Source organism: Bdellovibrio sp. ZAP7, assembly GCF_006874645.1.
Taxonomy (GTDB): Bacteria; Bdellovibrionota; Bdellovibrionia; order Bdellovibrionales; family Bdellovibrionaceae; genus Bdellovibrio.
On record NZ_CP030082.1, the window covers coordinates 773,082 to 796,566 of the forward strand.

At 45.5% G+C, this 23,485-nt stretch carries 17 protein-coding genes and 5 tRNA genes; all 22 read left to right on the forward strand.

Annotated elements, in window-relative coordinates:
* Positions 1-13: 13 nt before the first annotated feature.
* Positions 14-2,209, forward strand: coding sequence for an ATP-binding protein (locus DOM22_RS03805; RefSeq protein ID WP_142699113.1), 2,196 nt, complete (start codon positions 14-16; stop codon positions 2,207-2,209).
* 14 nt (positions 2,210-2,223) lie between these two features.
* Positions 2,224-3,600, forward strand: a complete 1,377-nt coding sequence (locus tag DOM22_RS03810) for a sigma-54 dependent transcriptional regulator (RefSeq protein ID WP_142699114.1) — start codon at positions 2,224-2,226, stop codon at positions 3,598-3,600.
* 43 nt (positions 3,601-3,643) lie between these two features.
* Positions 3,644-5,143, forward strand: coding sequence for a proline--tRNA ligase (gene proS, locus DOM22_RS03815; RefSeq protein WP_142699115.1), 1,500 nt, complete (start codon positions 3,644-3,646; stop codon positions 5,141-5,143).
* A gap of 378 nt (positions 5,144-5,521) precedes the next feature.
* A complete protein-coding gene (locus DOM22_RS03820; RefSeq protein WP_142699116.1) occupies positions 5,522-6,286 on the forward strand; it encodes a L,D-transpeptidase in 765 nt (254 codons plus the stop codon).
* Positions 6,287-6,330: 44 nt separating this feature from the next.
* Entirely contained in the window at positions 6,331-7,038 is a 708-nt protein-coding gene (gene pyrF, locus DOM22_RS03825; RefSeq protein WP_142699117.1) for an orotidine-5'-phosphate decarboxylase, read from the forward strand.
* A 1-nt stretch (position 7,039) separates the two neighbouring features.
* The gene (locus DOM22_RS03830; RefSeq protein ID WP_142699118.1) at positions 7,040-7,945 is read left to right on the forward strand and encodes an RNA methyltransferase; all 906 of its coding nucleotides are present in this window, start codon (positions 7,040-7,042) and stop codon (positions 7,943-7,945) included.
* A gap of 57 nt (positions 7,946-8,002) precedes the next feature.
* A tRNA-Thr gene (locus tag DOM22_RS03835) sits at positions 8,003-8,078 on the forward strand.
* A gap of 30 nt (positions 8,079-8,108) precedes the next feature.
* Positions 8,109-8,194 (forward strand) — tRNA-Tyr (locus DOM22_RS03840).
* Between the two features lie 45 nt (positions 8,195-8,239).
* Positions 8,240-8,316, forward strand: a tRNA-Gly gene (locus tag DOM22_RS03845).
* Between the two features lie 10 nt (positions 8,317-8,326).
* Positions 8,327-8,401, forward strand: a tRNA-Thr gene (locus tag DOM22_RS03850).
* A 74-nt stretch (positions 8,402-8,475) separates the two neighbouring features.
* Entirely contained in the window at positions 8,476-9,666 is a 1,191-nt protein-coding gene (tuf, locus tag DOM22_RS03855) for an elongation factor Tu (protein ID WP_142699119.1), read from the forward strand.
* 228 nt (positions 9,667-9,894) lie between these two features.
* Positions 9,895-9,970, forward strand: a tRNA-Trp gene (locus DOM22_RS03860).
* A 36-nt stretch (positions 9,971-10,006) separates the two neighbouring features.
* Positions 10,007-10,384 carry a preprotein translocase subunit SecE gene (gene secE / locus DOM22_RS03865; protein WP_142699120.1) on the forward strand — a complete coding sequence of 126 codons (378 nt, stop codon included), beginning with the start codon at positions 10,007-10,009 and terminating at the stop codon, positions 10,382-10,384.
* Positions 10,385-10,394: 10 nt separating this feature from the next.
* Positions 10,395-10,928, forward strand: coding sequence for a transcription termination/antitermination protein NusG (nusG, locus tag DOM22_RS03870; RefSeq protein WP_142699121.1), 534 nt, complete (start codon positions 10,395-10,397; stop codon positions 10,926-10,928).
* A gap of 61 nt (positions 10,929-10,989) precedes the next feature.
* Positions 10,990-11,412 carry a 50S ribosomal protein L11 gene (gene rplK, locus DOM22_RS03875; RefSeq protein WP_088615317.1) on the forward strand — a complete coding sequence of 141 codons (423 nt, stop codon included), beginning with the start codon at positions 10,990-10,992 and terminating at the stop codon, positions 11,410-11,412.
* 9 nt (positions 11,413-11,421) lie between these two features.
* Positions 11,422-12,129 carry a 50S ribosomal protein L1 gene (gene rplA, locus DOM22_RS03880; RefSeq protein WP_142699122.1) on the forward strand — a complete coding sequence of 236 codons (708 nt, stop codon included), beginning with the start codon at positions 11,422-11,424 and terminating at the stop codon, positions 12,127-12,129.
* A gap of 198 nt (positions 12,130-12,327) precedes the next feature.
* Entirely contained in the window at positions 12,328-12,858 is a 531-nt protein-coding gene (gene rplJ, locus DOM22_RS03885) for a 50S ribosomal protein L10 (RefSeq protein WP_246845838.1), read from the forward strand.
* Positions 12,859-12,940: 82 nt separating this feature from the next.
* Complete coding sequence (gene rplL, locus DOM22_RS03890) at positions 12,941-13,306, forward strand: 50S ribosomal protein L7/L12 (RefSeq protein WP_088615314.1); 366 nt, start codon at positions 12,941-12,943, stop codon at positions 13,304-13,306.
* Between the two features lie 730 nt (positions 13,307-14,036).
* A complete protein-coding gene (gene rpoB, locus DOM22_RS03895; protein ID WP_142699124.1) occupies positions 14,037-18,236 on the forward strand; it encodes a DNA-directed RNA polymerase subunit beta in 4,200 nt (1,399 codons plus the stop codon).
* A gap of 27 nt (positions 18,237-18,263) precedes the next feature.
* Positions 18,264-22,397 (forward strand): DNA-directed RNA polymerase subunit beta', encoded by a 4,134-nt coding sequence (gene rpoC / locus DOM22_RS03900; protein WP_142699125.1) that lies wholly within the window; start codon positions 18,264-18,266, stop codon positions 22,395-22,397.
* A 217-nt stretch (positions 22,398-22,614) separates the two neighbouring features.
* Positions 22,615-22,989, forward strand: a complete 375-nt coding sequence (gene rpsL / locus DOM22_RS03905; RefSeq protein WP_041876514.1) for a 30S ribosomal protein S12 — start codon at positions 22,615-22,617, stop codon at positions 22,987-22,989.
* Positions 22,990-23,003: 14 nt separating this feature from the next.
* Positions 23,004-23,477 carry a 30S ribosomal protein S7 gene (gene rpsG, locus DOM22_RS03910; protein WP_142699126.1) on the forward strand — a complete coding sequence of 158 codons (474 nt, stop codon included), beginning with the start codon at positions 23,004-23,006 and terminating at the stop codon, positions 23,475-23,477.
* The last annotated feature ends 8 nt before the right edge of the window (positions 23,478-23,485 follow it).

Below are 23,485 nucleotides of genomic sequence, written 5' to 3' on the forward strand. Positions count from 1 at the left end.
CGAAGGGTGCTGGGTGTCTGACCGAGATGAGTTTCTACCACATGGTCCGCAGGAGTTAAAAAAGAGAAGACGAGAGATCTTTATCGTTCTGGTCGTCTCTTTGATGTTCGTTCTGTTGACCTGGTTTGAAATCAGATTGTTCGCGACAAGCCAGCAACTTCCATTCGTTCACAGTATCTTCTTCTTTGGTCTCGTAAACTTTAACATCGTTCTGTTGTTGTTATTGTTGTTCATGATCTTCCGAAACATCGTGAAGGTCTTCGTCGAGCGCCAAGGTAAAATCTTCGGTAGCAGTCTTAAAGCAAAACTTGTCGCCGCGTTCGTCGCGTTCAGCTTTATTCCGACTGTGCTGATGTTTATCATCTCCGTATTTTATATTAACTCGAGCTTTGATAAGTGGTTTAGCGCCAAAATGGCGGGAGTTCTTAAAAGCTCCATCGAAGTCACCAATGCCTACTATTTCAATGCCAAGAAAAAGAACTACCACTTCGCTCATCAGATTGCGGATTCCGTTCGGCCGTTAAGCAATTCCAACGACATCAAACGCAAAGTCGAGCAACTTCGCAAAGAATTCAGTTTGGATGCAGTGGAGTATTATCCGTCACTTTTTGGTAAGCGAGTTGTCGTTTCCGCAGAAGACGACACCGTTCCAACGGTGCCAGCGGTCTCTCTTGAGTTCCTGCAAAAAGGTATCAAGGTTCAAGCCGAAGCCTCCATCATCCATCAATTCGGGGATGGAAATCTGGTGCGCGTGATCGTTCCGGTCAAAGAGGGCGCTGACAAAGGTGCCATCGTTGTTTCCAGCTTCTTGCCACTATCACTCGTAAGCAAAATGGATGATATCTCAACGGCCTATGACGAGTTCCGTGATATCAATCCGCTCGAATACCCTTTGAAATCTATTTATCTGATCATCCTGGTATTGATGACCTTCGTTATCTTGTTGGCGGCGACCTGGTTTGGGTTCTATTTGGCCCGACAGCTCTCGATTCCGATCGTGCAGTTGGGGCGCGCGACTCGCAGGATTGCGGGAGGGGATTACACTCCGCTGGAAATTAAATCCGGTTCCGAGGAAATCACCGACCTGATTTCAAGTTTCAATCAAATGACTGTGACTCTTGAAAATACACTGGAAGAGCTCGATCAGCACGCGCGCTACACAGATACAGTTCTTCGTAACGTGAACACGGGCGTGATCTCGGTCGATCAGGCCGGTCGCGTTTCCACGATCAATCGTCACGCAGCTCAGTTGTTGAAAATAGATCCTGAGCGCTACATCGGTAAGTCTGTGCGCGAGCTTTTGACACTAGAGTATTTCCGTACTTTCGCAGACCTGCTTAAAACCATGCAGGATCATAAAATCGAAAGTATTCAAAAGGAATTCCGCTTGAACGTTCAAGGGGAAGCCGTGCCTCTGTTGATGAGTCTTTCCATCCTTAAAGATGAAAAAGGCGAAGCTGTCGGTAAAGTCTTGGTATTCGATGATATGACTCCAATCGTGAACGCTCAACGTTCTGCCGCTTGGACAGAAGTGGCCCGTCGTATCGCCCATGAGATTAAAAATCCCCTGACACCAATCAAACTTTCCGCAGAACGCCTGCAAAGAAAGTTCGGTGCTTCGATCACGGATCCGGCATTCAGTGAATGTACGACAATGATCGTAAAACAAGTGGATGGTCTAAAAAATCTGGTGAACGAGTTCAGTAACTTTGCTCGTCTTCCGCAGGCTCGTCCCGTGGTTGCGAATTTCAACAGCGTGGTTGAGGAATCCCTCGGCCTTTATCGTCAGGCTCATCCAAATATAAGTTTTGATTTCAAACCTGATAGGGAATTGCCAGAATTCAAATTCGACCCCGATCAATTCCGCCGTGTTCTGGTGAACCTTGTGGATAACGCTGTGGCTGCTGTGGCTAAAGAACCACAACCAACTGTCCAAATAGCCACACTTTATTCAAAAGATATTAAAACCATGCGAATGACAGTGGCTGACAATGGAGACGGAGTGTCAGCAGAGCAAAGAAACCGCATTTTTGAACCGTACTACTCTACAAAAGAGGGCGGAACTGGTTTAGGCTTACCTATCGTAAAAAGAATCATCGAAGACCATAATGGATTCATTCGTGCGACAGCCAATGAACCTAAAGGTCTGAAACTGGTGATCGAGATCCCTGTAAACGAAGTGGGCGCTTGGAAGCCCTCTGAAGAATAGAAAGAAGGTCCGTGATGACGGCTCTATCGACTAAAATTCTGATTATTGACGACGAAGCACCGATTCGTGATGTGCTTTCAGCCTCTTTGAAGGATGAAGGCTATCAAGTATTTCTTGCCCACGACGGTGAGTCGGGTCTGCAAGCGATCAAAGACGTTCAGCCAGACGTAGTCTTCCAAGACATCTGGATGCCGGGTAAATTCGATGGTATCGAAGTTTTAACTCGTGCTCGCAAAGAATTCCCGAATGTTGAGTTCGTGATGATCTCTGGCCATGGAACTATCGAAACAGCGGTTAAAGCAACTAAGCTGGGCGCATGGGATTTCATCGAAAAGCCGCTTTCAATGGATAAAATCCTGATCGTGATTTCAAACATCCTGAGCTTCCAGCAAGCTAAAGAAGAGAAATCGCTTTTGTTGAACAAGCTTCGTAAATCCATCGCTCTTGTGGGCGAGGCGCCTTCGATCGTAGCAACCAAACAAGTGATTGCCCGCGTGGCACCGACAAACTCTTGGGTTTTGATCCAAGGTGAAGCGGGAACTGGCAAAGAACTTGTCGCACAAAACATCCACTACCTAAGCGCTCGTGCCAGCCGTCCATTTGTTGAAATCAACTGCGGTGGCATTCCTGAAGATCTTTTGGAATCAGAAATCTTCGGTATTGAAAAAGGCGCAATGCCAGGTGTGGACCGTGCAAAAAAAGGTAAATTGGACCTCGCTCAAGGTGGAACTTTGTACATCGCGGAAATCAGCGAAATGAACAAAGATGCTCAAGCGAAACTTTTGACTTATCTTGATGACAAAAAATACCGCCGTGTCGGTGGGTCTGAAACGATTGAAAATGACGTGCGCGTGATCGCAGCGTCTTCAAAAGACCTGGATAAAGAAGTTAAAGAAGGCCGCTTCCGCGAAGATCTTTACTATCGCTTGAACGTAATTCCATTCCGCGTACCAGCTCTTCGCGAGCATCCGGAAGATATCCCGGTTCTGGTTTCTTTCTTCTCCGATAACGTCGCTCGCGAAAGCGGTTTCCCTAAAAAAGCCATCAGTGAACAAGCTATGAACAAAATGCTTTCTCACCAATGGACGGGGAACGTACGCGAACTTAAAAACTTTATCGAACGCGTATACATCCTGACCCCAGGCGAATTCGTTGACGTTCATGACTTGCGTTTTGCAGGTTTGATCGACAAAGACGACGAAAAAGGTTTTGAGATGCAAGACCTCTCCACGTTCCGCGATGCTCGTGCGCAGTTCGAAAAAGAATACCTTCTTCGCAAGATCAACGAAAACGGCGGTAATATTTCAAAAACCGCCGAAGTGATCGGCCTGGAAAGAAGTTACCTTCACAGAAAAATTAAAGCTTACGGTATAGACACTAAAGACATCTAGTGTCCCACTGACCAGTTACTAAAGATATTTAAGGAATAGCGAAATGTCAGATACAGCAATTAAACCAACACGTTCTGAAAACTACCCAGAGTGGTACCAACAAGTCATCACGGCAGCTGATATGGCTGAAAATTCTCCGGTTCGTGGTTGCATGGTTATCAAGCCTTGGGGCTACGCTGTCTGGGAAAACATGCAAGCCGTTCTGGATCGCATGTTTAAAGATACGGGCCACGTGAACGCATACTTCCCATTGCTAATTCCACTAAGCTTCCTGGAAAAAGAAGCAGAACACGTTGAAGGCTTCGCAAAAGAATGCGCCGTCGTGACTCATCACCGTTTGAAAGGTGATGGCAATGGCAAGCTCGTTCCAGACGGCGAACTTGAAGAGCCACTTATTATCCGTCCAACTTCAGAAACAATCATCGGCCATCAATTCGCAAAATGGGTTAAGTCTTACCGTGACCTTCCTGTTTTGATTAACCAATGGTGTAACGTGATGAGATGGGAAATGCGCACGCGTATGTTCCTAAGGACGGCAGAGTTTTTGTGGCAAGAAGGTCATACGGTTCACGCGACTGCAAAGGAAGCTCAAGAAGAGACTTTGCAGATGTTGGACTGTTATGCAGACTTCGCTGAAAACTACATGGCAATGCCTGTGATCAAAGGAATGAAAACTTCTGACGAGCGTTTCCCAGGTGCGGTTGATACTTACACTATCGAAGCTCTTATGCAGGATAAAAAAGCACTTCAGGCAGGAACGTCTCATTTCTTGGGTCAAAACTTCGCTAAAGCTTCCGGCATCAAATACCTAAGCGCTGAAGGTAAAGAAGAGACAGCATGGACAACATCATGGGGTGTTTCAACTCGCCTTATCGGTGGTTTGATCATGACTCATTCAGACGATAATGGTTTCGTAGTGCCGCCACGAATCGCTCCCTTGCACGTTGTGATCGTACCTATCTATCGTAACGACGCTGAAAAAGCGCAAGTTCTGGAATACGTGAACAGCCTGGCGAAAGAAGTTAAATCTCAAACTTTCAACGGTGGCTCAGTACGCGTGAAAGTCGACGACCGCGATATCCGTGGTGGCGATAAAGCATGGCAATACATCAAACAGGGTGTTCCAGTGCGTGTTGAAGTAGGTCCTCGTGACATGGCTAAAGGCGAAGTTTTCGTCGGCCGTCGTGACAAAGGCCCCAAAGAAAAATCCGGCCAAGCCCGTGATGCTTTCGTTCAAGGTATCAGTGCTTTGTTGCAAGAAATCCAAGACGGTTTGTTCGAAAGAGCGAAAGCTTTCCGTGACAGCAACATCAAAAAAATCACTGATCTTAAAGAATTCGAAGCGTACTTTAAAGGCGAAGAAAACTCTGCCCCAGGTTTCGCATTGGTTCCATGGTGTGAAGAAGGCATCGGTCACGATTTGTTAGCCCAATTAAAAGTAACTCCTCGTTGCGCTCCATTGAAACAAGAGCCCATCAGCGGAAACTGTATCTTCTCCGGTAAACCCGCAACCAAGTGGGTATTGTTCGCGAAATCTTACTAGTCCCAGAGGACGCCGGTATATTGGATTTCTCTGCGTTGCTTCGTTGTCGCTGTACTGTTAGTACAGCTTCCGCCTCGCGCCTTGATAAATCCAATCTTCCAGCGTCCTAGCTAGAAATTTTCGATTTGCGACGTTGGGAGGGCTCGGGGATGGGCTCGGGGAGGGGCTCGGGGAGGGGATTTGAGGTGGGTTGAGCGGGATGTTGAATTCCCTCGGAAATGTAAAGCCCTTGGTCTGACAGAGTTGATTTCAAATTGCTTATGAATTTGTCGAACGGAGGGAATTTCTCTCCGTTTTTTTATTGTCTTTGACCGACGGGAAAACGGCGCAGATTCTTAAAACTAGGGATCTATAAGTGTCAATAACAGGAGGGTTTATATGAAAGCCTTAATCTTTACCTTGTTGTTGCTCGTTTCGGTATTTTCCTTAACTTCCTTCGCTGATAAAGAATTCTCTCTGACGACGTCGCCGGCAACCGATACGCCGAATACTCCACCTGATAATGAAACCCTGCCCAACAATGAATCTTTAGATGATCTGATGACAACGGACGAGCTCGCCAATGAAATCGGCGCTCCTCGCACTGAAATGCGTGCTGCTGTGATCAATCCGGAAATCATCGCCGCTCAGGATGGCATAGATGTCTATCGCGAATACGCGATCGTTTTAAGAATCAACAAAGCTCCGATCGGTCCATCTGCGCAGCAAATGCAAGTGATGGAAAACGGAATGCCAACGGCAACATATCTGGTGTCTACCGGCCGAGAACAATACGAAAAAGCGAAAAGCGGTCGCTGGTATTGGACGACTACTCCGGTTGGAACTTTTTCGCCCTATAAATTAGTGCGCGATCATTACTCCTACACCTGGAAAGCCCACATGGAGTATGCAATGTTCTTTAATGGGGGAGTCGCCGTTCATGCCACGACTCCAGATCACTACAAAGAACTCGGCAGACGCGCTTCTGGAGGATGCGTTCGTGTCCACAAAGACAACGCCATCATTCTTTGGAATAAAGTTTCATCTCAGCCCCAAAAGTTAGTGCCTTTATTCAACGAGAATGGCCGGGTTGCTCGTGACGTGAATGGAAATCCCATCCGTGTCATGGGTTGGAACACGCTCATTATCGTCGAAAATAAATGACCTGATTGCCAGTTTATGAGAGTGTGGAGCGCAGGAGTTATTCCATGAATAAAAACCTGCGCGCCCATCCCATGAGAAATCCCTTAATCCTCGCTCTTGATGTCGACACCAGAGATCAAGCTTTGAAAATCGCCGATCAAATCGGGGATATCGTCGGGGGAATCAAACTCGGTCCACGTCTTTGCCTTCGGTACGGCATGGAGTTCGTGCAGGAGATGTCGCAAAGAGCTCCCATCTTTTTGGATAATAAACACTTCGATATTCCCTCAACGATGGAAGCCGCTGTTCGCGCCAGCTTCGACGCGGGTGCCTCGTTAGTCACTGTTCACGCTCTGAGTGGTGCAGAGGCTTTGCAAAGAATGGCCAAGGCAGAGGCTGAACTTAGTAAAATTCGCCCGTTCCGCATTCTCGCTGTGACCATATTAACTTCCTGGGATCAGAGCTCATTGCCTCCGGTGATGAATCCTCAGCCGATTGCTCAGCACGTGACTGAATTGGCGAGTTTAGTTCAAAAATCAGGTCTGTCAGGGGTCGTTTGCTCGCCCCACGAGCTGGACCTTTTACAAAATCAGGGTCTCTATCTTGTCACGCCGGGAATTCGCTTTAGTATAAACGACTCTGGCGACCAAAAGCGAATCATGGGCCCCCAAGAAGCACTCGAAAAAGGCGCTTCCGCATTGGTGGTAGGTCGCCCCATTTTAGAAGCAAAAGATATTAAAGAAGCTGCGAATCAGTTTGTGATGGCGATGTAGTATGAAGAAAAATAATTTCCGTTCCGGTGCAAAAAACAACTCTCAAAGATCTTCTCAGGGCTCATCTCGCCCGCAGGGATCTCGTCCCCCGCAAAGTCGCTCTCCAGGCGGTCGTCCTCAGCAAGGATCTCGCTCTGAAAATGCCATTCCCAGAGAGTGGAGAATCGTGGTGGGTAATCACGCAATCAAAGAAGCTCTCTATATGCGCCCTAAAAAAGTTAAAGGCATGTGGTTGAAAAATGGCTGGGAGTCTTCTGTGGATTTGCGTGATCTAGAGGAGATGGCTCGCAAGCACCACATCACTCCAGAAATTCGCCAAGAAGCTGTTATCGATAAATTTGGCTCGTCTCATCAGGGTGCAGCACTTTTTGTTGAAGGTGCGCCAGGGATGGACCTAGACCATTTGGGAAATCTGGAGACATCTATTGTTTTGATGTTGGACGGTATCGAAGATCCCCATAATTTGGGCGCGATTCTAAGAACTTCCTGGTTAACCAATGTTAAAGGTGTATTAATTCCAGAGGATCGCGCGGTGGGTCTAACCCCTACGGTTCATAAAGTCGCCTGCGGCGGCGTCGAGCATGTTGCCGTTGAATCCACGACGAACTTTAGTAAGTACGCGGAAACACTAAAAGAAAAAGGCTATTGGATTTATGGCCTAAGTCCTCGCGGAAAAAAATCTATATTTGAGCTCGATTTGCCAGAAAAAGTAATTTGGGCAATTGGGGCAGAAGATAAAGGTTTGAGAGTGACAACAGAGCGTCTGTGTGATGAATTAGTTTTCATTCCGCAAACGAGTGCATCAGCCTCTTATAATGCGTCTGTCGCGACAGCAATGGCTCTGACAGAAACACTAAGGCAGCACGCGCAGCGCGGAAAGTCTAAAAAATCGCAGTCTGACAGATAATTATCTTTGACGAATGTAGATTTTTTCCACTATAACTCTTTCGGTTATCTCAGTGATGCTGGTTTAGCTCAATTGGTAGAGCAGCTGATTTGTAATCAGCAGGTTGCGGGTTCGAGTCCCATAACCAGCTCCAAATTTCTCTGAGTAAGTATTTAAAAAAAATGGGTAGGTGCCCGAGTGGCTAAAGGGGACGGACTGTAAATCCGTTAGCTTGCGCTTACGAAGGTTCGAATCCTTCCCTGCCCACCATTTTTTTAAATATTTTCTCGGTGAAATTAGGGTTTCTGTTAATGGGCGGGAATAGCTCAATTGGCTAGAGTATCTGCCTTCCAAGCAGAGGGTTGCGGGTTCGAGACCCGTTTCCCGCTCCAAATTTCAGACGCCCATGTAGCTCAGTGGTAGAGCACACCCTTGGTAAGGGTGAGGTCGTCGGTTCGGCTCCGATCATGGGCTCCACTTAGTTTTACACTTGAATTTAAAAAATTTGGCTTTAAGTTAGATAAAAATAAAAAATCTCTGCAGGAGGACTAATGTCTAAAGAGAAATTCACCCGTACGAAACCGCATGTTAACATCGGTACAATCGGTCACGTCGACCATGGTAAAACAACTTTGACTGCTGCTATCACTACTACTCTTGCAGCGGCTGGTAAAGCTCAAGCGATGTCTTACGACCAAATCGATAAGTCTCCAGAAGAGCGCGAGCGTGGTATCACTATCTCCACTACTCACGTTGAGTACGAAACTGAAAACCGCCACTACGCACACGTTGACTGCCCAGGACATGCTGACTACGTAAAAAACATGATCACTGGTGCTGCTCAAATGGACGGCGCGATCCTAGTAGTTTCTTCTGCTGACGGTCCTATGCCACAAACTCGTGAACACATCCTTTTGGGTCGCCAAGTTGGTATCCCAGCAATGGTTGTTTTCATGAACAAAGTTGACATGGTTGACGATAAAGAACTTCTTGAGCTTGTTGAGCTTGAAATCCGCGAACTTCTTTCTAAGTACGAATACCCAGGCGATGATATCCCTGTAGTAAAAGGTTCTGCTTTGAAAGCTTTGGAAGGTGACCAATCTGAAATCGGTCGTCCATCTATCATGAAATTGATGGAAGCTTGCGACGCTTACATTCCACAACCAGCTCGTGCTACTGACAAAACTTTCTTGATGCCAGTAGAGGACGTGTTCTCTATCTCTGGTCGTGGTACAGTTGTTACTGGCCGTGTTGAGCGTGGTATCGTTAAAGTTGGTGACGAGATCGAAATCATCGGTATCCGTCCAACTCAAAAAACTACAGTTACTGGTATCGAAATGTTCCGTAAACTTCTTGATGAAGGTCAAGCAGGGGACAACTGTGGTGTTCTTCTTCGTGGTACTAAAAAAGAAGACGTTGAACGTGGTCAAGTTTTGGCTAAACCAGGTTCAGTTAAACCTCACAAAAAATTCAAAGCAGAAGCGTACATCCTTACTAAAGAAGAAGGCGGACGTCATACTCCATTCTTCAACGGTTACCGTCCACAGTTCTACTTCCGTACAACTGACGTAACTGGTGTTTGTACTTTGAAAGCTGGCACTGAAATGGTTATGCCAGGTGACCGCGTTGAATTGTCTGTTGAATTGATCGCTCCGATCGCAATGGAAAAAGAATTGCGTTTCGCGATCCGCGAAGGTGGCCGTACAGTTGGCGCCGGCGTTGTTATCGACATCCTTGAGTAGGATTAACGCAGCATAGGCTGAAATAAAAATCACCCGGGGGACTCCTTGACAAAAGGGTCCCCCTCGGTGTTTCTTGGCAATGCTAAAAATGTTTCTGTAATCTCCCTTTTTGGGAGATTTTTAATGAGAATTTATCGATCACAAGACGCAAGGAGAAGGCCCTACACACAGGTAGGCCGACGACGAAGCAACGCAGGGAGCGGTAAATTATCATTAAAAAGATCGTGCAGGGGTGTAGCTCCAGCGGTAGAGCGAACGACTCCAAATCGTTAGGTCGTGGGTTCGAATCCCTCCGCCCCTGCCAATTTCTACACAAATATTTCAACAGGAATGAGGTATCGTGGAAAAAACTAACTCTAAGATTATGACTCTTAGTTTTGCAATTGCGGGTGCTTTGGTTGGATTGACCGTGCACTTCCTTATCAAAGCATTTTCGGGTGCTTTTGGTGTTGTTGCAAAATTGGCTGACAACGACTTGTTCAAACACGGTCTTCCGGTTGCAACAGGTATCGTTTTGTTTGCAGCACTTCAGTTCAACCCACGCGTACTAGCTTGGGGGGAAGAAGTAGTTTCTGAAATCCGTAAGGTTGTATGGCCTTCCCGCAAAGATACGACAGCAATGACTATCGTTTGCGTAGTAATGGTTCTTATCTCAAGCGTGATCATCAGCTCATTCGATTTGATTTCAGGCTTCTTTATCAACTTCCTAATGAAGTAAGGATCGGACCATGGACAAAAAGTGGTACATCGTAAACGTTCAGACAAGTTGTGAAAATACGGCTAAAAAAGCCATCGAGGAAAAGATCAAAACTTCCAAGATGGAAGAAATGTTTGGCGAAATTCTGATCCCAGCTGAAAACGTTGTGGAGCTTGTAAAAGGCCAAAAACAAACTAAATCGCGTAAATTTTTCCCGGGTTATATCTTCGTTCAAATGTTTTTGAATGATGAGACTTGGCATTTGGTGAGAAATGCGTCAAAAGTAACAGGCTTTGTGGGTGGCACTAAAACTCGTCCCCCAGAAGTACCTGAAGCAGAGGTTTTCCGCGTAACTCAGCAAATGGCTGGCGTTGCAGAAAAACCTAAAATGAAGGTTAAGTTCTCTGTAGGTGAAAATGTGACTGTTGTTGACGGTCCATTTGCTAACTTCCAAGGAACTGTAGAAGAAATTAACGAGGACAAAGCTAAGCTTAAGGTTCTTGTGAGCATCTTCGGTAGACCAACTCCAGTTGAGTTGGACTACATTCAAGTAGATAAAGCTTAAATCTGAAGCCCGCATGGGGCGGACTTCGGACTTTTAAATACACCTCTTGCAGGAGTGGGTCATGGCAAAAAAAGTTACAGGAATGATCAAGCTGCAAATACCGGCAGGGAAAGCTAATCCAGCTCCTCCCGTTGGACCGGCACTTGGACAGCACGGGGTAAACATCATGGAATTCTGTAAGCAGTTCAACGCTCGTACACAAGCGTTGGGTGATAGCATCATCCCTATCATCATCACTGTTTATCAGGACAGATCGTTTACTTTCATCACAAAAACACCACCGGTGTCTTCTTTGATTAAAAAGGCGTTGAAATTGGAATCTGGTTCCAAAATGCCTCAAAAAGACAAAGTTGGTAAAATCAATAACGATCAAATCAAGCAAATCGCTACAACGAAATTGCCTGACTTGAACTGCTTGAAAGTTGAATCAGCAATGGCACAAGTCGCTGGTACAGCTAAGAGCATGGGCATCGACATCGCGTAGGAGTGAACAATGGCAGGTAAAAAGTTCGCAGCAGCCTCTAAGAAGGTTGATTCTGCAAAAAAATACACTGTTGATGAAGCATTCAAACTAGTTGTTGAGTCCGCTCCAGCTAAATTTGATGAATCAATCGACGTAGCATTGCGTTTGGGTATCGACCCTAAGCAATCTGATCAACAAGTTCGTGGCGCAATCGCATTGCCTCACGGTTTGGGTAAAGAAGTAAAAGTAGTTGTTTTCGCAAAAGGTCCTAAAGAGACTGAAGCGAAAAACGCTGGCGCAGACTTTGTTGGCGCTGACGACCTTGTGGCTAAAATCCAAGGTGGCTGGTTGGATTTCGATAAATGTATCGCGACTCCAGACATGATGGCGACTGTTTCTAAAGTTGCTAAAATTCTAGGGCCTCGTGGTTTGATGCCGAATCCAAAAATCGGTACTGTAACTATGAACGTTGGCGAAGCCGTAACTGCCGAGAAAAAAGGTAAGTTGGATTTCCGCGTTGATAAAGCAGGTATCGTACATGCTGGTATCGGTAAGAAATCTATGGGCGATGCTAAACTTCGTGATAACTTCATGGTCCTTTTGGCCGCTCTAGTTAAAGCGAAACCAGCATCTTCTAAAGGTATCTATCTTCGCTCTATCTCCGTAGCATCTACTATGGGTCCTGGCGTGAAGATCGAGCCAAATGCAGCAGCAGCTGCAACTGGCGCTCTAGCTTAGTTTAATTGCACTCCGGCTCGCGCCGGAGTGGTTATTTGGGCTTCTAGATAAATTTGTTTCTAATATTTTAAGCGATCAGAGACAGTAGGTTTCTTTTTTCAGATGTAATCCCACGACTGTGTGGGGCCTACCGAGATAAGACCCTGATTCGCACTCACCCCTTCGCAAGAAGGGAGTCTAATGAAAGGAGGCTCACTTATGATCACTCGCGCAGATAAAGAGCAAGAGATTAAGGTTATTACTGATAAATTCGGTAAAGCTAAAGGAGCTTTCATCGTTGACTTCAAAGGCATCAAGGTTGAGCAAGTAACTAACTTGCGTAAAAAATTGAATGCTGCTGATTCAGAGATGAAAGTTGTCCGTAATACTCTAGCAAAAAGAGCGTTCAAAGATCACCCAGCTATTGAAAAAGCATTTACTAATTCAATGAAGGGTACTAACGCCATCGTATTCTCATACGGTGAAGTGAACGCGACTGCTAAAACATTGGCTGATTTCGCTAAGGACGTAGAAGTTCTTCAAATCAAGTCTGGTGTAATGGATGGCGAAGCTTTGGACGACGCAAAGATTAAATTCTTGGCGACTCTTCCAGGTAAAGACCAACTCCGTGCTATGTTCTTGGCTACACTTCTTGCTCCAGCAACTACACTTGCTAGATGCTTGAACGTATACGCTGAAAAACTTGGTGGCGGCGCTGAAGCTGGTACTGAAGCTGCTCCACAAGCATAATGCTTGAGCTCCGGCTATTCGGAGTTAATGGTGCTGTATTTTTGAATTTTTAAATAATTTTTTTAAATCCCTGGAGGATTAAATGTCTCTAACTAACGATCAACTTGTTGACGCATTGTCTGCGAAAACAGTTCTTGAAATCGCTGAACTTGTAAAAATGCTTGAAGAAAAATGGGGCGTTTCTGCTGCTGCTCCTGTAGCTGCTGCAGCTGGTCCTGCTGCTGCTGTTGAAGAAAAAACTGCATTCGACGTAATCTTGGTTGATGCTGGCGCGAACAAAATCAACGTAATCAAAGAAGTACGTGGTTTGACTGGTTTGGGTCTTGCTGAAGCTAAAGCACTAGTTGAAGCTGGTGGCAAAGCAGTTAAAGAAGGCGCGACTAAAGAAGACGCTGAAAAAATCAAAAAAGCTCTTGAAGCTGCAGGCGCGAAAGTTACTGTTAAGTAGTCTTTCTGACCTTATTGGTTTTGAAAATTGCCGAAAGCCTCGTGGAAACACGGGGCTTTTTGCTTTTTTCGCCCTCGTAATAAAGTCGACCGCCATGCCTTTCGGAAATCTGTGGACTACCTCCGGTATTTTCCGACACGCGCATCCAGCGCTCACCCGGCTTGGGTACCGCATCCTGCGGGCCGGGAGGTCGGAAAACACCAGAGGCAGCCCCCAGCTTTCCGAAAATCATGACTGACGCATCAAATCATGCGACTTAAAAACAACAGGCCCCGCGTTTCTTAGATCTCCAAATCGGGGAATCACGTTCAAAAAATAAAAATTTCCGCAGAAAAACTACTTCGCGTAACCAAGAAATCAGGTTTTTCTCCAATTTCGGTTCTTTATCTTCTTACAAAACTTCTTTTTTTCCATCGAACCCGCGTTTTGGGGAGGGGCAGGGACGTATATTTTGAGGCCTCCGCCCCCGCACGACGCGGTACCAAGGGGCGGTGAGGGCCGGAAGCCCGTGCCCAAAATATACGTCCCTGCCCCCTCCCCAAAATGCGGAGTCCGAAGCCGAAAACCCACGGAGTTTTGTAAGAAGGTAAAGAACCGAAAGTACTTATAATTCCTTGCTTTTCCGAAAACCCGGAAGTAGTTTGGTTCCTTGCGTTTTGATTTTATTTAATGTGGTTCTTGATTCTTCCGCCCGAAGTGAAGTTTCGATTTTCTTATCACGGAGAGTACATTGGAAAAAACTCCAGTTACGGCTTCTAACATTCGAGTTAGAAAGTCTTTCGCGAAAAATAAGCAAGTCATTGATATTCCAAATTTGATTGAGTTGCAGAAGTCTTCTTACGAAGCTTTCATTCAAAAAGATATGGATCCAGATCGCCGCGGCGAAGCTGGTCTCAATGGCGTTTTCAAATCTGTTTTCCCAATCACAGATTTCAACAACACTGCAAGCCTAGAGTTCGTATCTTACACTCTTGAGCCAGCAAAATACGACGTAGATGAGTGTCGTCAGCGCGGAATGACTTTCGCTGCTCCGATCAAAGTTACTCTTCGTCTAATCGTGTTTGATGTTGATGAAGAAACTGAAGCACGTTCTATCCGTGACGTAAAAGAACAAGAAGTTTACTTGGGCGAAATCCCATTGATGACTGCAAACGGTTCTTTCATCATCAATGGTACTGAGCGCGTTGTTGTATCTCAGTTGCATCGTTCTCCGGGCGTGTTCTTCGATCACGACGGTGGTAAAAACAATGCTTCTGGTAAATTGATCTACTCTGCACGTGTGATTCCATACCGTGGTTCTTGGTTGGATGCTGAATTTGACCAAAAAGATTTGATCCACGTTCGTATCGATCGTCGTCGTAAATTCCCAGTTACAATTCTTTTGAAAGCATTGGGTTACAACGCTGAACAACTTCTTGAATACTTCTACGACCTTGACGAAGTTTACGTTAAAGGCGGCAAGTTGTTCCGTAAGTTGGATATCGAAAGAATGTCAGGCCAAAGAGCTTTGACTGATATCCTTGATCCAAAAGGTGGCGAAGCACTAGTTAAGGCTGGTCGTCGTATCACTCGTGCGATCGTTAAGAAAATCAAAGATCTTAATATCACTGAGCTAGAAGTTGAGCCAAAAGACCTTGATGGTAAAGTTTTGGCGAAACCTCTTATCGATGAATCCACTGGTGAGATCATCGCGGATGCGAATGCAGAGTTGAATGCTGCAATCATCAAACGCGCGATCGAATCTGGCATCGAAAGCTTCTACATGATCTTCTTCGACGGTTTGACTGTTGGACCTTACCTTCGCAACACGTTGTTGGTTGATAAAGTTTCTAACAAAGACGAATCATTGGTTGAGATCTACAAACGCCTTCGTCCTGGTGAGCCTCCAACTTTGGAAGCTGCTACGACATTCTTCGGTCGTTTGTTCTTCGATCCAGAGACTTATGATCTTTCTGAAGTTGGTCGTATCAAGATCAATCACAGATTCGGTATCTCTATGGAAGAGTGCCCACCGTCTCACAGAACACTGACTCACAAAGATATCTTGAGCACTATCAAAACGCTTATCGATCTTAAAAATGGTCGTGGTGTTATCGACGATATCGATCACTTGGGTAACCGTCGTGTTCGTTCAGTAGGTGAGTTGCTAGAAAACCAATACCGTATCGGTTTGGTTCGTATGGAGCGCGCTATCCGTGAACGTATGTCTCTACAAGACGTAGAAACAATGATGCCTCACGATCTGGTGAACGCTAAACCAGTAAATGCAGTTGTTAAAGAATTCTTCGGTTCTTCTCAATTGTCACAGTTCATGGACCAAACAAATCCATTGTCAGAGATCACTCACAAACGTCGTTTGTCAGCTCTTGGGCCTGGTGGTTTGACTCGTGATCGTGCCGGTTTCGAAGTGCGCGACGTACATCCAACGCATTACGGTCGTATCTGTCCAATCGAAACTCCAGAGGGTCCAAACATCGGTTTGATCGCCTCTTTGGCAACTTACGCTCGTATCAACAACTACGGTTTCATCGAGACTCCGTACCGTAAAGTTGAACAAGGCGCAGTTTCTAAAGACATCAACTACTTGTCTGCATTGGAAGAAGCGGGTCACTATATCGCTCCTGCGGCTCGTGACGAAGCTGGAAACAAAGCCATCCAAACTGCTACGACAATCACTCGTCGTGACGGTGAGTATGAAATCGTAGATAAAGACAAAGTTGCATTGATGGACGTTTCTCCGTCGCAGCTGGTTTCTATCGCGGCATCTTTGATTCCGTTCCTAGAGCATGACGATGCCAACCGTGCCCTGATGGGTTCGAACATGCAACGTCAAGCGGTTCCATTGTTGCGTTCTCGCGCACCACTAGTTGGTACAGGCGTAGAGCGTTTGGTTGCTCGTGACTCTGGTACATCTGTCGTTGTTCAAAACGACGGTATCGTTGAAGAAGTAGATGCATCTCGTATCGTTATCCGTCGTTTCGCTAAAGGCGGCGAGTTGGGTGCGAACGTTGATATCTACAATTTGACTAAGTACCAACGTACGAACCAAAACACATGTTTCAATCAAAAACCAATCGTAACTGTTGGTGACAAGGTTTCTAAAGGCGACATCGTTGCCGATGGTCCTTCCACTGAGCTTGGTGAGTTGGCTCTGGGTCAAAACATCCTAGTGGCGTTCACTCCTTGGCAAGGTTACAACTTCGAGGACTCCATCCTTATTTCTGAGCGTTTGTTGAAAGACGACGTTTACACATCTATCCACATCGAAGAGTTCGAGTGCGTAGCGCGTGACACGAAACTGGGTAAAGAAGAGATCACTCGCGATATCGCAAACGTAGGTGAAGAAGCACTTAAAGACCTAGACAGCTCTGGTATCATCCGCATCGGTGCGGAAGTTCGCCCTGGCTTCATCTTGGTTGGTAAAGTTACTCCTAAGGGTGAAACTCAACTTTCTCCTGAAGAAAAACTTTTGAGAGCGATCTTCGGTGAAAAAGCTGGTGACGTACGTGATACATCACTTCGCGCTCCATCTGGCGTTTACGGTACAGTTATCGACGCTCAAGTATACTCTCGTGAAGGCGCAGACCGCGATGAGCGTTTGTCTTCAATCATCGAAGAGAAAAAACGCAAGCTTGAAAAAGACTTGGCTGTTGAGCAAAACGTTATCAAAAATAACTCCATCACGAAACTTCGCGATATCTTGGTAGGCAAAATCACTACTGGCGTATTGTTGAATGAAGATGGATCTCAAAAACTTTTGAACAAAGGTCAATCAATCACGATCGCGGATATCGAAACAATTCCATTCGAATTGTTGAACTATATCCCTCTTGAGCAAGATCTTGAGTTCCAAGTTAACAAAATCATCGACAACGCCCGTAACCAACTTGACGCAGTTAAATTGGTATTCAACGAGAAGATCGATCGCCTTCGTAAAGGTGACGAACTTCCTCCAGGCGTTATCAAAATGGTTAAAGTTTACGTTGCGATTAAACGTAAAATGCAAGTCGGCGATAAATTTGCCGGCCGTCACGGAAATAAAGGTGTCGTTTCTAAAGTATTGCCTGTTGAAGACATGCCATACCTAGCAGACGGTTCTCCGGTTGACATGGTTCTGAATCCACTGGGCGTACCTTCACGTATGAACATTGGTCAGGTCCTTGAGGTTCACTTGGGTTGGGCAGCGCACAACTTGGGTAAACAAATCGGCGCCCACCTTGATAAGTGGAATGCAGAAAACGCACGTAAAGAAATGAAAGATATCTTCAATGATTCTGATATCAGCACAAAACTTGATGGTGCTGATGAAGCTTCTTTGAAATCAATGGTAACTCGTATGAAGAACGGTATCCACGTTGGAACACCGGTATTCGACGGTGCTCGTGAATCAGACGTTAAGAACTTGCTTGCGAAAGCAGAAGTTCCACTTTCTGGTAAGTCCATCCTATTCGATGGTCGTACTGGCGAGCCGTTCACGAACCCAGTTACTGTGGGTATCATGTACATGCTTAAACTTCACCATCTGGTTGAAGAGAAGATCCATGCTCGTTCTATCGGACCTTATTCTCTCGTTTCGCAACAACCTTTGGGCGGTAAAGCTCAATTCGGTGGTCAGCGTCTAGGGGAGATGGAAGTTTGGGCGATCGAAGCATACGGTGCCGCATACTCTCTACAAGAGTTCTTAACTGTTAAGTCAGATGACGTAGCAGGTAGAACACGTATGTACGAAAGTATCGTTAAGGGTGAAAACATCCTTGAGCCGGGTCTTCCTGAATCGTTCAACGTTCTAGTGAAAGAGCTTCAGTCTCTTGCATTGAATGTTGAGTTGATGGAGTCCGACATCCTTCGTGATCAAGATGAAGATCTTGATGGCGGTGGCGATGTTATTGAAGCAACTGTTGTGGCTCCTACTGAGCCAGAGCAGCACTAATTAATACTTTAACAACAGGGGTGTTCTTTGAGAGACTTGTTGAATTTTTTCGATAAACCAAAAGATCCACTTTCGTTTGACGCCGTACGAGTATCGTTGGCGTCACCTGAAATGATTCGTGATTGGTCATTTGGTGAAGTTAAGAAGCCGGAAACTATTAACTATCGTACATTCAAGCCTGAACGTGATGGCTTGTTCTGTGCGAAAATCTTCGGTCCTATTAAGGATTACGAGTGCTTGTGCGGTAAGTATAAACGTATGAAGTACCGTGGCGTCGTCTGTGAAAAGTGCGGCGTTGAAGTTACACAAACTAAAGTTCGCCGTGAACGTCTAGGTCACATTGAGCTTGCGACTCCAGTTGCACATATCTGGTTCTTGCGCTCATTGCCTTCCCGTATCGGTAACTTGCTTAACCTTTCTTTGAAAGATGTTGAGAAAGTTTTGTATTGTGAAGCACACGTGGTTATCGATCCAATGGAAACAACATTGGAAGAAGGCCAAGTATTGACTGAAGAAGCTTTGAACGCAGCTTTGAACGAATTCGGTCCTTCATTCAAATACGGCATGGGCGGCGAAGCTGTTCGTGACCTTTTGAGAAAAATCGATCCTGAATACTTGTCTCGCAAGCTTCGTATGGAAGCTAAAGACGTTAAGTCTGAAGCGGGCATGAAAAAGATCACTAAACGTCTTAAGGTTGTTGAGGCTTTCAAAGGCTCTATCAACAAACCTGAATGGATGATGTTGGAAGCACTTCCAGTGTTGCCACCAGATCTACGTCCTCTAGTTCCACTAGATGGCGGTCGTTTCGCGACTTCAGATCTAAATGATCTTTACCGTCGTGTGATCAACCGTAATAACCGTTTGAAACGTCTTCAAGAGCTTAACGCTCCAGACATCATCATCCGCAATGAAAAACGTATGTTGCAAGAAGCAGTAGACGCATTGTTGGATAACGGTCGTCGCGGTAAGACATTCACTGGTCCAAATAAACGTCCTCTTCGCTCCCTTTCAGATATGTTGAAAGGTAAGCAAGGTCGTTTCCGTCAAAATCTACTTGGTAAACGTGTGGACTACTCTGGTCGTTCCGTTATCGTTGTAGGCCCGACGTTGAAATTGCACCAATGCGGTCTTCCTAAGAAAATGGCTTTGGAGCTATTCAAACCATTCGTTTACAACAAACTTGAAGAAAAAGGCCTAGCGGCAACTATCAAGCAAGCTAAGAAATTGGTTGAGCAAGAGACAGTTGAAGTTTGGGATATCCTGGCTGACGTGGTTAAAGAACATCCAGTTCTTCTAAACCGTGCGCCAACTCTTCACAGACTTGGTATCCAAGCCTTCGAACCTGTACTTCACGAAGGTAAAGCGATCCAATTGCATCCACTAGTGTGCGGTGCCTTCAATGCCGACTTCGACGGTGACCAAATGGCGGTTCACGTTCCACTTTCTGTGGAATCCCAAGTTGAAGCTCGTGTTTTGATGATGTCTACAAACAACGTTCTTTCTCCAGCTTCTGGTAAGCCAATCATCAATCCATCACAAGATATCGTGTTGGGCTTGTACTGGTTGACTCGTAACCGTTTGGGCGCAAAAGGAACTGGCAAAATCTTCTCAACGGTTCAAGAAGCTCAATACGCTTACGAAACAGGTTTGGTGGACTTGCAAGCGACTTGTAAAGTTCGTATCAACGGTAAGTTGCAAGAAACAACTGTAGGTCGCGCGATTCTTTCTGATAGCGTTCCTAAAGAAGTTCCTTTCAACGACGTGAACGTAATCATGACTAAGAAACAAATCGCAGCTTTGATCGACAAGACTTTCCGTCTTGCTGGTGCAAAAGCGACTTGTATCTTGGCTGATAAAATCATGGAACTTGGTTTCAAATATTCAACGTCTGCAGGTATGTCTATCGGTATCGATGACATGGTTATCCCAGCTGCCAAAGCTCCGATGATCGCTGACGCTGAAAAACAAGTTACTGAAATCCAAACTCAGTACGATGAAGGTTTGATCACAGATGGTGAGCGCTACAATAAGGTAGTGGATATCTGGGCGCAAACTGCTGATAAGATCGCTAAAGAAGGTATGAACGCGATCGAAAAACAAACATTCGTAATTGATGGCAAAGAAGTAGTTGGACCTTCATTCAATCCTATCTACATCATGGCTGAATCCGGAGCCCGTGGTTCCGCGACTCAGATCCGTCAGTTGGGTGGTATGCGTGGTTTGATGGCGAAACCTTCTGGTGAGATCATCGAAACGCCGATCACTGCAAACTTCCGTGAAGGTTTGACAGTTATTCAGTACTTCATCTCTACGCATGGTGCTCGTAAAGGTTTGGCCGATACAGCATTGAAAACAGCGAACTCTGGTTACTTGACTCGTCGTTTGGTTGACGTTGCTCAAGACGTAGTAGTTTCTGAATTGGATTGCGGAATTGACGACGGTTTGGAAATCACTCCAGTTTACGAAGCTGGTGAGATCATCCAAAACATCGGTGATCGTATCCTTGGTCGTACAACATTGAGAGATGTTGTTGATCCTCAAACTAACAACGTAGTTGTTAGAGCGAACCAAGAGATCACAGAGACTGACGTTAAAACTATCGAAGGCTTGGGTATCGATAAAGTCGACATCCGTTCAGCCCTAGTGTGCCAATCTAAACGTGGCGTGTGTGTGAAATGTTACGGCCGCGACTTGTCTCGTGGTGCGACTGTGAACCTTGGTGAAACAGTTGGTATCATCGCAGCACAATCTATCGGTGAGCCGGGTACTCAGTTGACGATGCGTACGTTCCACTTGGGTGGTGCCGCTTCTCGTTCAGTTGAGCAATCAGTTCATACATCTCGTTATGATGGTGTTCTTAAACTTCAAAACGTACATGCAGTTACTAACCGTAACGGCAAGTTGACAGTTATGAATCGTAACGGATCTGCACTTGTTATCGACGAGGCAGGCCGCGAGCGTGAAAACTTCAAGCTTGTTTACGGTGCTGTATTGAACTTTAAAGAAGGTGACAAAGTTGCCAAAGGGCAAACAGTTGTTGAGTGGGATCCGTACTCGAATCCAATCATCGCAGAGGTTTCTGCGAAGATCCAATATCAGGATATCGAAGAAGGTTCTACAATGCAGGAGCAAGTGGATGCGGTAACTGGTTTCGCGACTAAAGTTATCATGGAATCCAAATCTTCTGACATCAAACCGACTGTGTTCCTAGTTGATGGCAATGGTAAGACATTGAATCTTCCTGGTCGTGACATCCCTGCGAGATATTTGATCCCAGTGGGTGCTCAGCTTCTAGCAGCTGACGGTCAAGAAATTCATGCCGGTGACGTTATTGCGAAAATGCATCGTGAGACTTCGAAAACGAAGGATATCACGGGCGGTCTTCCGCGCGTTGCTGAATTGTTTGAAGCTCGTAAACCGAAAGAAGCAGCAATCATCTCTGAAATTGATGGTTATGTGACATTCGGTAAAGACGTTAAAGGTAAACAACGTGTAATCGTAACTCCTGAAGTGGGTGAGCAAAAAGAATATCTTATCCCTAAAGGTAAGCACGTTGCTGTAAGAGAAGGTGAGTACGTAAGAGCCGGTGAGGCGTTGATGGACGGTCCAACAAATCCTCATGACATTCTGGCGGTTCTAGGTGCTAAAGCCCTATCTGCATACCTTGTTGATGAAATCCAAGAAGTTTACCGACTTCAAGGTGTTGCTATCAATGATAAGCATATCGAAGTGATCGTTCGCCAAATGCTACGTAAAGTAGAAATCAAGGACGCTGGAGACAGCCGCTTCTTGGCTGGTGAACAAGCTGAAAGATACGCTTTCGACGAAGAAAATGCTCGTTTGAGCCGTGAAGGTGGACAACTTGCTACATGCAATCCACTTCTTCTTGGTATCACGAAAGTTTCTTTGAGCACTGATAGCTGGATCTCAGCAGCGTCATTCCAAGAAACAACAAAAGTACTTACAGAAGCGGCGATTAATTCTCGCACAGACCATTTGCGTGGTTTGAAAGAGAATATCATCATGGGTCGTTTGATCCCTGCAGGTACTGGCTTAACTTCTTACAAACGCTGGAAAGTGTCTGTAGCGGAAGACGACGATGTAAATTACGTGGCATCTTTGCCAGGTATGTCGCCTTCAACTCAGCCTCACCAAGGTTAGTAGAGTCGCAGCGCTTCATGAATCCTCAAAGCCGCTTCACTGGCGGTTTTGAGGGCCTAAAGCCTCGGATCTCGTAAGAAAAATGTAAAAACTCCAAAAGCGGAACTCACGCCGGATTTTGGAAACTAAAATTAATAACAATGTCTTGACCCGGACGCTTGCGACAATGTAAGTTCCAGCGTCTTGAATTCGAATAAATTGTTTAAGGGGTTTATAAGTGCCTACAATTAACCAGCTCATCAAAAGTGAGCGTAAAGTTCAAAAAAACCAAACTAAATCACCTGCTTTGGTGTCATGCCCTCAGCGTCGTGGTGTTTGTACTCGTGTTTATACAACAACTCCAAAGAAACCGAACTCCGCTCTTCGTAAAGTAGCGAAAGTACGTCTTTCTAATGGTTTTGAAGTTATCTCTTACATTCCTGGTATCGGTCACAATCTTCAAGAGCATAGCGTTGTCTTGATCCGTGGTGGTCGTGTGAAGGACTTGCCGGGCGTTCGTTACCATATCGTTCGCGGTGTATTGGATCTTCAAGGTGTTAACGGTCGCCTACGCAGCCGTTCTAAATACGGTACTAAGAGACCTAAGAAATAATAAGGAATTGACACATGTCACGTCGTAAAAAGACCTTTAAAAGAGAAGTAATTCCAGATCCAGTTTTTAAAGATCTAGTTATTGCTAAATTCGTTAATAAAATGATGATCCAAGGTAAAAAAGCTACTGCACAGAAGCTTTTCTACGGGGCATTGAAAGAGCTTGAAGGTAAAGTTGCTGGCGAAGAGCCAATGGCTGTATTCAAAAAAGCCCTTGAAAACTGCAAACCTTCTATCGAAGTTCGTTCTCGCCGTGTAGGTGGAGCGACATACCAAGTTCCAGTTGATGTTCGTCCAACTCGTCGTTTGGCTTTGGCTATGCGTTGGTTGGTAGAATACTCTCGTGAACGTGGCGAAAAAGACTACGCTAAGCGTTTGGCTGGCGAATTCATCGATGCTTACAACAATAGAGGTAACTCTATTAAGAAGAAAGATGAAGTTCACCGTATGGCTGAAGCTAATAAGGCTTTCTCTCACTACAATTGGTAATCTGTTTA